This window comes from Mesorhizobium sp. M00.F.Ca.ET.216.01.1.1, assembly GCF_004010325.2.
In the GTDB taxonomy this organism is placed as follows: domain Bacteria; phylum Pseudomonadota; class Alphaproteobacteria; order Rhizobiales; family Rhizobiaceae; genus Mesorhizobium.
The window spans coordinates 109,224-121,123 of record NZ_SADR02000011.1; the positions used below are offsets into that span (position 1 = coordinate 109,224).

Here is an 11,900-nt window from a genome sequence, read left to right on the forward strand (position 1 = left end):
TAGTCCCCGTGCCTTGTGTGAGGCTTGAATCCTTAGTCCCGAAACCGATTCAGCTTCGCGCAAGGAAGTGGGGCTATTGTCTGCGCATAGCTTCGGCCGGAGGCGGAACGCGTTGAACACCTATACGAGCTATCAGCTCATCGCCAAGGACATCACCAAGTCGCTCGATCAGGTCGAGGCGCAGCCCGCCGTCCAGCGCGATACCGACTACTATCTTGCCAATATCGGCAAGGTGAAAACCATCGACGATTTCGTCAAGGACAGCCGCCTGTTCAACTATGCCATGAAAGCATATGGCCTGGGTGACATGGCCTACGCCAAGGCGTTCATGGTCAAGGCGCTGAAGGAAGGTGTCGAATCCGACGACAGCTTCGCCAACAAGCTTACGGATAAGCGTTACGCCGACTTCGTGAAGGCATTCAATTTCGAAGCCTTCGGCGAAACCGCCACGCTCTTTCCCGCTGCCCAGCAAGGCACTGTCGACAGGTACATGCGCCAGACGCTGGAGGAGAATGCCGGCAAGACCAATGAAGGCGTGCGGCTGGCGCTGTATTTCGACCGCAAGGCGCCCGATATCACCAACTGGTACGACGTGCTGGCTGATACCGCACTTGCCAGCGTGGTTCGCACCGCGCTCGGCCTGCCCGATTCCTTTGCCTCCGCCGACATCGACAAGCAGGCCAAATTGTTCGAGCAGAAGCTCGACATTGCCGACTTCACCGACCCCGCCAAGCTAAGCAAATTCCTGACGCGCTTCACCAGCCTGTGGGAGGTCAATCACCCGACCTCGACCGCCCAGACATCGGTCAGCGTGCTGTTCGCCCAGCCGACAACGGTCGGCATATCGACCGATCTGATGATAGCCATGCAGAAACTGAGGTTCTGAGAATACCATGCAGGACAGCCTCTACGTCGCCCTTTCATCGCAGATCGCGCTTGAGCGCCGTCTCGACACCGTCGCCGACAATGTCGCCAACGCCTCGACCGTCGGCTTTCGTGCCACCGGCGTGAAATTCGAGGATGTCGTCTCCGGCAGCGGCTCCAAATCCGTGTCGTTCGCGTCTTCGGGCAACACCTATCTTTCCGGCGCGCACGGCGCGATGACCGAAACCGGCAACCCCTTCGACTTTGCCATCCAGGGCGATGCCTGGTTCGCCATCGACACCCCGGTCGGCACGGTGATGACCCGCGACGGGCGCTTTTCGATGAACGAGAATGGCGAACTGATGTCGATCGAAGGCCATCCGGTGCTCGATGCCGGCGGCGCGCCGATCCAGCTCGATCCGCGCAACGGCCCGCCCAAGGCCGGCGCCGACGGCTCGCTGCGCCAGGGCGACCAGCTTGTCGGCGCCATCGGCCTCTACAATTTCGACCCCGGGCAGAATTTCGTCCGCTACGGCAATTCGGGCATCGTTCCCGCGCGTACGCCCGACCCGGTCACCGACCGCTCCGATCTCGGCGTCGCGCAGGGCTTCCTCGAGGAATCCAACGTCAACCCAGTGCTGGAAATGACCCGCCTGATCATGGTTCAGCGCGCCTTCGAGAACACGGCGGCGCTGATGCGCCAGACCGCCTCCTCCACCGACGACGCGATCAAGACGCTCGGCTCGAAGTAGCGGCATGTCGACCGGCCTGTCATCGATGCGCGCTCTCGAAAGGCAGCCCGACGCGCCACAAGACCGGCTGGCCGCGTTGGAGCGGATCTGGCGTCGCTTCGACGACACAGAAACATTGCTGCGGCGCGGCGGCCGTGTCACCGAAGTTTCGCCCACGCATTACAAGGTACGCGGGCTTTCAGAAGTCGCCAGGCTGGGCGATATCGTCGAGCAGCGCGGCCAAGCCGGAACGCGCCGCGGCGAGATCGTCATGATCGGCAGTGATGAGGTCGTCATCGCGCCCTTCGAACGCAGCGCCGATGCCGGCATAGGCGACGCCGTGTTTCGCCGCGGGCCGCTGACGGTGACGCCGCACGCCTCGTGGCGCGGGCGCGCCATCGACGCGCTCACCCGTGCCATCGACGGCGGCCCGCCGCTGATCAGGACCGACGCCGCTGCAAGCGGTGACGGCGTGACGCCAGGTGCGATGTCGCGGCAGCGCGTCGGCACCGCCTTCATGACCGGCGTGCGGGTGATCGACATCTTCACCCCGCTCTGCTTTGGCCAGCGTCTAGGCATCTTTGCTGGGTCGGGCGTCGGCAAGTCGACGCTGCTCGCCATGCTTGCCGGCGCCGACGCCTTCGATACGGTCGTCGTTGCACTGATCGGCGAGCGTGGCCGCGAGGTGCGCGAATTCCTGGAGGACACGATCGGCACTGAGAGCATGGCCAAGACCGTCGCTGTTGTTGCCACCAGCGACGAGAGCGCGATGATGCGCCGGCGCGCGCCGGATACCGCCATGCGTGTCGCCGAGCATTTTCGCGACCAGGGCCACCGTGTGCTTCTGGTGCTCGATTCAATCACCCGCTTCGCCCATGCGCTGCGCGAAGTCGCGACGGGAACTGGCGAGCCGCCGGTCGCCCGAGGCTACCCAGCTTCCGTTTTCACCGACCTGCCCAAGCTGCTCGAGCGCGCCGGACCGGGCGCCGAGGGCAAAGGCTCGATCACCGCCATCATTTCCGTGCTGGTCGACGGCGACGACCACAACGACCCGGTTGCAGATTCGGTACGCGGCATCCTCGACGGCCATGTCGTGCTCGATCGTGCCATCGCCGAGCAGGGCCGCTATCCACCGGTCAATCCGCTGTCATCCATTTCCCGCCTTGCCAACAAGGCCTGGAGCGCCGAGCAGCGCATGCTGGTGACCAGGCTGAAGTCGATGATCTCCCGCTTCGAGGACACGCGCGACATCCGCCTGCTTGGCGCCTATCAGGGCGGCGCCGATGCCGAGCTCGACATCGCAGTGCGTCAGGTGCCGCTGATCTACGAGGCGCTGACGCAATCGCCGAAGGACCGCGCTTCGGCCGACCCTTTCGCCGACCTCGCCCGCCATCTCAAGGGTAAGCAGAATGCCGATCCAGCAGACTGAGATCCAGCAGACCGAGCGCATCCTGCGCGAGATGATCGCCGAGGCGAAGGCCGCCGAAGAGGTCGAGGCCAGTCGCAACTCGGCCATCAAAGGCCTGTTTTCCCGGACCGAATGGCGGCAGCCGCCGAGGGCGCAATTTCCCAGGCTGGGAAAAAAACCCGACCGCCGCAGTGATTTCGTCGTCGCCGCGCTCGGCATCACGCTTGGCCTGATCTGCGCATTGTTTCCCTGGTATATCTTCTTCAATCAGGAGCAGTTCGGCGTGCAGGCCATCAAGTTCGGCGGCAGCGGTTCCAATGCCGGGCGCGTTGCCGGCGGCTCGCAACTGCAAAATGCCGATGCGCCGCTGACGGCAAACGACGTTCCGGTGGTCGATCTGTTCGCCACCGGTACGCTGCAGGATCCCGAGGACCCCAGCCAGGCTCCCGGTGTCGACCAGCAGCCCTTCCCCGTCGACGCCAGGTTCCGCATGGTTCACGTCGCCAATGGCCGTGCCATGATCGAGGACGACGCCGGCCTGTGGATCGTCCAGCGCGGCTCGCTGCTGCCCGATTCCAGCCGCGTCTCGGCGATCGAGCAGCGCGGCGGCAAATGGGTCCTCGTCACCAGCTCCGACCAGGTGATCGAACTCTCCAGGTAGCACCGCTTCCAGGCACGCGACGTTCCGCTCCGCGCAAGGTCCGCGCAAGACTGGCAGCCTAGTCTCTGGGAACCAGCCCGGAGATTCCCATGGAGCCCGTCAACCTTTTCGATCTCGCCACCAAGCAGTCACAATGGCTGGCCGTGCGCCAGTCCGCCATTGCCAGCAACATCGCCAACGCCAACACGCCGGGCTACACCGCCGGTGACGTCGAACCATTCGACAAAGTGCTCGATCGCACGGCGGTGTCGCTGCACGCCACCCAGGCTGGGCATCTGGGCAGCGAGGCGACCAATGCCGGCTTCGCGATCAAGCCGGAGGAAGCTACCGGTTCGATCATGCCGTCGAAGAACACGGTCGTGGTCGAGAACGAGCTGATGAAGGCCGGCGAGGTCCGCCGTTCCTTCGAGCTCAACACAGCGATCGTCAAGGCCTTCCATTCGATGATGACGATGGCGGTGAAGGGCTGACTATGGATGCGCTCACCGCAGCCCTCAAAGTCGCAGCATCCGGCCTCGGCGCCCAGTCCGAGCGCTTGCGCGTAGTGTCGGAAAATCTTGCCAACGCCCAGTCGACCGGCAGCTCGCCCGGCGCCGACCCCTATCGCCGCAAGACCATCAGCTTTGTCTCCGAGCTCGACCGGACGTCTGGCGGCTCGCTGATCGAGGTCGGTTCGATCGCCCGCGATCCGGCGGATTTTCCCGTCGAGTTCCAACCTGGCAACGAGGCCGCTGATGACAAGGGCTACGTCAAGATGCCCAACGTCAACGTGCTGATCGAAATGGCCGACATGAGCGAGGCCAACCGCTCCTATGAGGCCAATCTCCAGGTCATCAAGCAGGCACGTGACCTGATTTCCATGACAATCGACCTGATGAGGAACCAGTAATGATCGGCGGCATTGGCGGCATCGGCGCACTCCATCTCAAACCGGCCATCGACGGCGGCGATGCCGCGACCACCCTGTTCCAGGGTGGCGCCGCACCATTGGCCGGCACCGATGTCGGCACCACCTTTGCCGAGGCGCTCAGCCAGGCCGCCTCGAAGACCGTCGACACCTTGCAGAATGCCGAACAGGTATCGATCCAGGCGCTCAAGGGCGATGCCGACACCCGCGAAGTCGTCGACGCCGTCATGAGCGCGCAGCAAGTCCTCCAAACGGCAGTCGCAATCCGCGACAAGGTCGTTTCCGCCTATCTCGAAATCAGCCGCATGGGCATCTGAGGACCTTGCAATGAAAGCACTCGCCATCGCCGCCACCGGCATGAATGCCCAGCAGACCAACCTGGAAGTCATCGCCAACAACATCGCCAACATCAACACCACCGGCTACAAGCGCGCCCGCGCCGAATTCTCGGACCTGCTCTATCAGGTCGACCGCACCCAGGGCGTGCCCAACCGCTCCAATACGTCGCTGGTGCCGGAAGGCGTCTCGATCGGCCTCGGCGTCAAGACCACCGCTGTCCGCAACGTGCACACGCAAGGGGAGTTGACCAGCACCGGTAACAGCTTCGATGTGGCGCTCACCGGCAGGGGCTGGTTCCAAATCGAGGGCGCCGACGGCGGCACGCTCTACAGCCGCGCCGGCGCCTTCAACACCAACGCCACCGGCCAGTTGGTGACCGTCGATGGCGCCAATGTCATCCCGGCCATCACCGTGCCGGCCGACGCGATCGAAGTCATCATCAACAAGACGGGACAGGTTTTCGCCCGCATCGACGGCCAGACCGATCTCCAGCTGCTCGGCCAGCTCCAGCTCGCCAACTTCGCCAATGAAGCCGGCCTCGCGCCGCTCGGCGACAATCTCTTCCAGGAGACGGCGGCTTCGGGCCCGGCAAATGTCGGCGTGCCTGGCGACCCCGGCTTCGCCACGGTCGAGCAAGGCTATCTCGAGGCGTCCAACGTCGATCCGGTCAAGGAAATCACCGAGCTGATCTCGGCGCAGCGCGCCTATGAGATGAATTCCAAGGTCATCCAGGCCGCCGACGACATGGCCTCGGTCGTCTCCAAGAACATCAGGTAACAGATGATGTTCTTGTCGGCCTCCCGCCCCGCTCTCCGCTGCGCCGCTCTGGTCACCGCGCTGGTGACCAGCGGCGCACCGGCTTTTGCCCAAGAGGTCGCCAATCAGGTCGTCAACCAGCCCGCCAAGCAGACTGCCAGCGAGGTTGTGCTGATCCCGAACCGGGTCATCTATCCAGGCGAGGCCATCGAGCTCGGCGCCCTGAAGCAGGTGACGCTCGTTACGGGCAAGCACAAGCCGGACGCGGTCGCGACCCGTGCCGAAGAGCTCGACGGCAAGGTCGCCAAGCGCACACTGCTGCCCGGTCGCTACATACCGGCCGCCGCCATCCGCGATGCCTGGCTGGTCGAGCAGGGCGCGGCGGTCCAGGTCTTTTTCGTCGCCGGCACGCTCACCATTTCGGCCACCGCCGTAACCTTGCAGCCCGGTGCGGCCGGCGATCTCGTCAAGGTCCGCAACGTCGACAGCGGCAAGATCTTCTCCGGCACGGTGATGGCCGACGGCTCGATCAGGGTCAGCGCTTCATGATGCGCGGCCTTGCCCTTGTGCTGGCAGCGGTTCTCGGCCTGCAGCCGGCGCTGGCCGATGGGCTTACCCCCAAGGCCAAGCGCGAGCTCGCCGCCAGGGATGGCGGTGCGTTCAACGATCCGGAATACGATCCCGCAACCACCGCCCGGATGTTCAGGGTGTCGAACGGGCCAAGTACGTTGCCGTCCGGCCAGGTCGCGGCACGCATCAAGGACATCGCCCAGCTGCAGAGCTCGCGCGACAACCAGCTCGTCGGCTATGGCTTGGTCATCGGGCTGGCCGGGTCGGGCGACAGCCTGCGCAACTCGCCATTCACCGAACAATCGATCCGCGCCATGCTCGAAAATCTCGGCATCGCCACCGAGGGCGGCAGCGCCCGCGCCAAGAATGTCGCCGCCGTCATCGTCACCGCCAACATGCCGCCCTTCGTCCAGTCGGGAGCCCGCATCGACATCGATGTCTCCTCGATGGGCGATGCCACGTCGCTCGCCGGCGGCACCCTGGTGATGACGCCCTTGAAGGCGGCTGATGGCGAGATCTATGCCGTAGGCCAGGGGTCGGTCATCGTTTCGGGCTTCACCGCCAAGGGCCAGGCCGAGCAATTGACGCAAGGCGTGCCGACAGCCGGACGAGTGCCCAACGGCGCCATCGTCGAGCGCGCCGTCCAGGCCGAGTTCGACGACCAGGCGGTGCTGACCCTGCAGCTGCGCAATCCCGATTTCTCAACCGCCGTTCGCATCGCCGATGCCGTCAACGGCTACACCTCCCAGCGCTTCGGCATGCGCGTGGCGGCCGAACGCGATGCGCGCACCGTGCAGATCAGAAGGCCGAAGAACGTTTCGGCGGCGCGCTTCTATGCCGAGATCGAGAATCTGGTCGTCGAGTCGGACACGCCGGCCCGCGTCGTCATCGACGAGCGCACCGGCACTATCGTCATCGGCAACGAGGTCAAGATCTCTCGGGTCGCCATCAGCCACGGCACGCTCACCGTGCGCATCACCGAAGCCCCGAAAATCGTCCAGCCCGAGCCCTTCTCCAAGGGCGTGACCGCCGTCGAACCCTTCACCGCCATTGAGGCCTCCCAGCCCGACGCACGCGTCGCCGTGCTCGACGGGCCCGACCTCGAAACGCTCGTTTCCGGCCTCAACCGTCTCGGCGTCAAGCCCGACGGCATCATTGCCATCCTGCAAGGCATCAAGTCGGCCGGCGCCCTGCAGGCCGACCTGGTTCTTCAATAGGCCATGCCGATGACCTATCCGCTTCCCCGAAAACAGCACCGCGCCGCCAGGGCATTCCTGGCGGTCTCTGCTCTCGCCGTTACGCTCCTTGCCGGCGCAGCACATACGGAAGAAACAGTGCGGCAGATCTTGCCCGGCGGGCAGGAGCCGGCCGCACCGCAGCAACTGACTCGGGAGAAGGCGCCGGACGAAAGCGAGATCCAGCGCTTCTGCTCGAACATAGCCGACGCCGCCCGTGACCGCCGCTACGTCCTGCAGGCCGAAGAGCTGAAGCAGCTGCAAGCCGGCATAGACCAGCGCATGAAGGCGTTGGAGGATAAGCGGGCCGAATACGAGCAATGGCTGAAACGGCGCGAAGTCTTCCTGGCTCGTGCCGAAGACAGCGTCGTCAAGATCTATGCCGGCATGAAGCCGGATGCCGCGGCCGAGCGCCTGGCGATGGTCAATGTCGACCTCGCCGCCGCCATCCTGATGAAACTCGATTCACGCAAGGCTGGCGTCATTCTCAACGAAATGGACCAGAAGGCGGCAGCAGCGCTCACCGGTATCATGGCCAGCGCAGCCCGAAGGGTAGATCCGTCATGATCCGCAGAATGCTCCTCCTGCTCGGCGTCGCCGCGCTGTCCGGCTGCGGCACCGACCTCAGGGAGATCGGCAGGGAGCCGGCGCTGTCGCCGGTCGGCTCCGGTATCGCCACCGGCAACATGCCTCCCTATAGCTATCCCGAGCCGCCTTCGGCGCCGGTTAAGAAATTCTCCCTGTGGGACGATCGCCAGAGCCGGCTCTTCACCGATCCCAGAGCGCTACGCGAAGGCGACATCCTGACCGTCAGGATCAAGCTCAACGACAAGGCCAACTTCAAGAACCAGAACGACAGGAGCCGTACCGCCGCCCGCAAGCTCGGCTTCGATGCTAATGTCGAATGGGACGGCACCGGCACCGGCGGCACAGGCGACGGCAGCCTTAACTCCACGACCGAAACCAACGCGGACGGCGAGATCAAGCGCTCCGAAAGCCTGGAGCTCAACGTCGCTGCCGTTGTCACCGAGGTGCTGCCCAACGGCAACCTGATGATCAGGGGCTCGCAGGAAGTGCGCGTCAATTACGAGCTCAGGGTGCTCACCATCGCCGGCATGGTGCGGCCTTCCGACATTGGCGCCGAGAACACCATCTCCTATGAACGCATCGCCGAAGCGCGCATCTCCTACGGTGGCCGCGGACGTGTCAGCGAGATCCAGCAGCCCCCTTACGGCCAGCAGATCCTCGACCAAGTCCTTCCCTTCTAGGACCGGAGACTGCACCGTGGCGAATGTCGAACAGGTCCAGCCCAAAAGGGGTCCTTCCCTTGTCATCCAGATTGCGATGCTGCTCATGATGACGGCGGCCGCGATCGGCATGGGCTGGCTGTCCGGCGGCTATCTGAAGGGTGTCGGAGGGCCTGAATCGGTACCCGCCGCCCCGGAGAACGAAGGCAAGATCGAGCAACCCGCCGCCGCGCATGAGCCCGACGCGGGACCCGTTCTGGTGGAGCTGGCGCCGATCACCACCAACCTGGCCTCGCCCAGCGACGTCTGGATAAGGCTGGAGCTGTCTGTGCTGTACGATGCGCCGCAGACGCCAGCGCTTAGCGAGGAGATCCATCAGGACCTCCTGGCCCTGGTCCGCACGCTGAAGATGCATCAGATCGAGGGCGCCAGCGGCTACCAGCACCTGAAAGCCGACCTCGAAGAGCGCGCCGCGATCCGCAGCGCCGGCCATGCCAAACAGCTTCTCATCAGGACACTGCTGCTCGAATGAGAAAGCTCCTTGTCGCCACGGCGCTCGTTGTCGCCGCCACCTCCGTCGCGGGAGCCCAGCAACTGGATCTCGGCGGCATCGGCAAGGCCGACGGCACGACCGTCGGCTATATCATCCAGATGTTCGGCCTGCTCACCGTGCTGTCGGTGGCGCCGGGCCTGCTCATCATGGTGACCAGCTTCACCCGCTTCGTCATCGCCTTCTCGATCCTGCGCGCCGGCATCGGCCTGCAATCGACGCCAGCCAATTTGATCCTCATCTCGCTGTCGCTGTTCATGACCTTCTATGTCATGGCGCCGACTTTCGACCAGGCGTGGAACACAGGCGTCAAGCCGCTGATGGACAACCAGATCAGCCAGACCGAGGCGTTCGAGAAGATTTCGGATCCGTTTCGCACCTTTATGCTGCACAATGTCCGCGACAAGGATTTCGACCTTTTTGCCGATCTCGCCCGCGAGCGTGGCCAAGCCGTCTCGCGTGACACCATCGACCTGCGCATCCTGGTGCCCGCTTTCATGATCTCCGAGATCCGGCGCGGCTTCGAGATCGGCTTCCTGATCGTGCTGCCATTCCTCGTCATCGATCTGATCGTTGCCACCATCACCATGGCCATGGGCATGATGATGCTGCCGCCGACCGTCGTTTCGCTGCCCTTCAAGATCCTGTTCTTCGTCCTGATCGACGGTTGGAACCTGCTTGTCGGCAGCCTGGTGCGCTCCTTCACCTGAGCATCGCCGTACCAAAACCGGCCTTTCGCCTGATCAGGACAATATAGATCCGGTTAACTCTCCAGTTTAGACCTTTGGTAGTATCTCGCGGCTATGGTCCCGGGATGGCGGGTGATCGGGTCTCAGCGATCATTGGCATGATGCCGTACCGTCATACCGGAAGAGCCGGAATGTCAAAGCAATGCGTGTAAACGTGTAAAGGTACGAGTATGTCCAGCATCATGACCAATGCCTCGGCGCTGACTGCGCTGCAGAGCCTTAACGCCACCAACAAATCCCTTGAGATGACCCAAGCCCGCATTTCGACCGGCTATCGGGTTTCTAACGCTTCTGACAATGCCGCCTATTGGTCGATCGCCACCACGATGCGTTCCGACAACCAGGCGCTGTCGACCGTGCAGGACTCACTCGGCCTCGGCGCTTCCAAGGTCGATACCGCCTACACCGGCATGGACAAGGCCATCGAGACCGTCAATGCGATCAAGGTCAAGCTTGTTGCCGCCTTCGGCGCGACCGACACCGACAAGGCGAAGATCCAGACCGAAGTCACCGCCCTCCAGGCACAGCTGAAGGCTTATGCCGACGGCGCCACTTTCTCCGGCTCGAACTTCCTGTCCGTGACGTCCACCAAGGATGCCGCAGGCGCCGCTGCCGCTGCCGATACCGGCGTCCAGCAAACTGCCAAGGTCGTGTCCGCCTTCAACCGCACCTCCGCCGGCGTGTCTTCGATCAGCACGATCGACATCAACGTCGAAGATATCAAGCTGTTCGATTCAGGAACGGCGGCAAACCTCAAGAACGCCGGCATTCTCGATCGGGCAACTGCTATCTACAGCACGACCAAGGCCCAGGACGCATTCGAATCGACCTTCGCCACCCAGGTAGCAGGCGGCGCGACGGATACCGCTGCGAAAACCGCTGCCGCGACCGCTGCAACCGCCGCTGACGCGACGGCGACTGTCGTCGTCACCAAGTCTGTCTTCAATCTCGATGTTACGGCTGCCGGTGTCACGGATGGTGTGATCGGTGCCATGATGGCCAAGGTCGACGCCGTCCTCAAGGACATGACGAACGCCGCCACCACCCTCGGCGCCGCCAAGAGCCGCATCGACCTGCAGAAGACCTTTACTCAGAGCCTGATGGACTCCATCGATCGCGGTGTCGGCCAGCTCGTCGACGCCGACATGAACAAGGAATCGACCCGCCTTCAAGCGCTGCAGGTCCAGCAACAGCTCGGTATCCAGGCGCTGTCGATCGCCAACGGCTCGTCGCAGTCGATCCTGTCGCTCTTCCGCGGCTGATCGCCTACAGCCTAAGTTCGGTCATCTTGAAACCGGGCCGCGCCATCAGCGCGGCCCGGTCTGCATTAAGGCACCCTTCAGCCGCCGCTCGTCCAAACGACCTTTGGAAGTTATCGCTTATAAAACAACGGTTTAGGAAATCATTAACCATGAAGTTTATCGGATTCCTAGGAACTCTCTGACACTGTGCAATCAATGGCGGGTGATCGGGTCTCAGCGATCATTGGCATGATGCCGTACCGTCATACCGGAAGAGCCGGTATGTCAAAGCAATGCGTGTAAACGTGTAAAGGTACGAGTATGTCCAGCATCATGACCAATGCCTCGGCGCTGACTGCGCTGCAGAGCCTTAACGCCACCAACAAATCCCTTGAGATGACCCAAGCCCGCATTTCGACCGGCTATCGGGTTTCTAACGCTTCTGACAATGCCGCCTATTGGTCGATCGCCACCACGATGCGTTCCGACAACCAGGCGCTGTCGACCGTGCAGGACTCACTCGGCCTCGGCGCTTCCAAGGTCGATACCGCCTACACCGGCATGGACAAGGCCATCGAGACCGTCAATGCGATCAAGGTCAAGCTTGTTGCCGCCTTCGGCGCGACCGACACCGACAAGGAT

Annotated in this window: 15 protein-coding genes and 1 pseudogene; all 16 read left to right on the top strand. The window is 63.3% G+C overall.

What is annotated here, in order from left to right; all coding sequences use genetic code 11:
• Window positions 1-112 precede the first annotated feature (112 nt).
• A complete protein-coding gene (locus EN859_RS16155) occupies window positions 113-886 on the top strand; it encodes a DUF1217 domain-containing protein (RefSeq protein WP_127853888.1) in 774 nt (257 codons plus the stop codon).
• Between the two features lie 7 nt (window positions 887-893).
• Window positions 894-1,616 (top strand): flagellar basal-body rod protein FlgF, encoded by a 723-nt coding sequence (gene flgF / locus EN859_RS16160; RefSeq protein ID WP_127853889.1) that lies wholly within the window; start codon window positions 894-896, stop codon window positions 1,614-1,616.
• Window positions 1,617-1,620: 4 nt separating this feature from the next.
• The gene (gene fliI, locus EN859_RS16165) at window positions 1,621-3,024 is read left to right on the top strand and encodes a flagellar protein export ATPase FliI (RefSeq protein ID WP_127853890.1); all 1,404 of its coding nucleotides are present in this window, start codon (window positions 1,621-1,623) and stop codon (window positions 3,022-3,024) included.
• Window positions 3,005-3,664 carry a hypothetical protein gene (locus tag EN859_RS16170; RefSeq protein ID WP_127853891.1) on the top strand — a complete coding sequence of 220 codons (660 nt, stop codon included), beginning with the start codon at window positions 3,005-3,007 and terminating at the stop codon, window positions 3,662-3,664. Before fliI ends, EN859_RS16170 begins: the two co-directional genes overlap by 20 nt.
• 89 nt (window positions 3,665-3,753) lie before the next feature.
• Entirely contained in the window at window positions 3,754-4,134 is a 381-nt protein-coding gene (gene flgB / locus EN859_RS16175) for a flagellar basal body rod protein FlgB (RefSeq protein ID WP_127853892.1), read from the top strand.
• A gap of 2 nt (window positions 4,135-4,136) precedes the next feature.
• Complete coding sequence (flgC, locus tag EN859_RS16180; protein WP_127853893.1) at window positions 4,137-4,553, top strand: flagellar basal body rod protein FlgC; 417 nt, start codon at window positions 4,137-4,139, stop codon at window positions 4,551-4,553.
• Complete coding sequence (locus EN859_RS16185; protein WP_127853894.1) at window positions 4,553-4,888, top strand: flagellar hook-basal body complex protein FliE; 336 nt, start codon at window positions 4,553-4,555, stop codon at window positions 4,886-4,888. The genes flgC and EN859_RS16185 overlap by 1 nt, the downstream gene beginning before the upstream one ends.
• Before the next feature lie 10 nt (window positions 4,889-4,898).
• A complete protein-coding gene (flgG, locus tag EN859_RS16190; protein ID WP_127853895.1) occupies window positions 4,899-5,687 on the top strand; it encodes a flagellar basal-body rod protein FlgG in 789 nt (262 codons plus the stop codon).
• Window positions 5,688-5,690: 3 nt separating this feature from the next.
• Complete coding sequence (flgA, locus tag EN859_RS16195; RefSeq protein ID WP_127853896.1) at window positions 5,691-6,215, top strand: flagellar basal body P-ring formation chaperone FlgA; 525 nt, start codon at window positions 5,691-5,693, stop codon at window positions 6,213-6,215.
• The gene (locus EN859_RS16200) at window positions 6,212-7,453 is read left to right on the top strand and encodes a flagellar basal body P-ring protein FlgI (protein WP_127853897.1); all 1,242 of its coding nucleotides are present in this window, start codon (window positions 6,212-6,214) and stop codon (window positions 7,451-7,453) included. The genes flgA and EN859_RS16200 overlap by 4 nt, the downstream gene beginning before the upstream one ends.
• Before the next feature lie 3 nt (window positions 7,454-7,456).
• The gene (locus EN859_RS16205; RefSeq protein ID WP_189502007.1) at window positions 7,457-8,038 is read left to right on the top strand and encodes a MotE family protein; all 582 of its coding nucleotides are present in this window, start codon (window positions 7,457-7,459) and stop codon (window positions 8,036-8,038) included.
• The gene (flgH, locus tag EN859_RS16210; RefSeq protein ID WP_127853899.1) at window positions 8,035-8,739 is read left to right on the top strand and encodes a flagellar basal body L-ring protein FlgH; all 705 of its coding nucleotides are present in this window, start codon (window positions 8,035-8,037) and stop codon (window positions 8,737-8,739) included. The genes EN859_RS16205 and flgH overlap by 4 nt, the downstream gene beginning before the upstream one ends.
• 16 nt (window positions 8,740-8,755) lie before the next feature.
• Window positions 8,756-9,250: a flagellar basal body-associated FliL family protein gene (locus EN859_RS16215; RefSeq protein ID WP_127853900.1), complete on the top strand. Its 495-nt coding sequence runs from the start codon at window positions 8,756-8,758 to the stop codon at window positions 9,248-9,250.
• Entirely contained in the window at window positions 9,247-9,978 is a 732-nt protein-coding gene (gene fliP / locus EN859_RS16220) for a flagellar type III secretion system pore protein FliP (RefSeq protein WP_127853901.1), read from the top strand. The genes EN859_RS16215 and fliP overlap by 4 nt, the downstream gene beginning before the upstream one ends.
• Window positions 9,979-10,187: 209 nt before the next feature.
• Window positions 10,188-11,279, top strand: coding sequence for a flagellin (locus EN859_RS16225; protein ID WP_127853902.1), 1,092 nt, complete (start codon window positions 10,188-10,190; stop codon window positions 11,277-11,279).
• Window positions 11,280-11,579: 300 nt separating this feature from the next.
• Window positions 11,580-11,900, top strand: a pseudogene (locus EN859_RS16230) (flagellin); the annotation flags it as partial.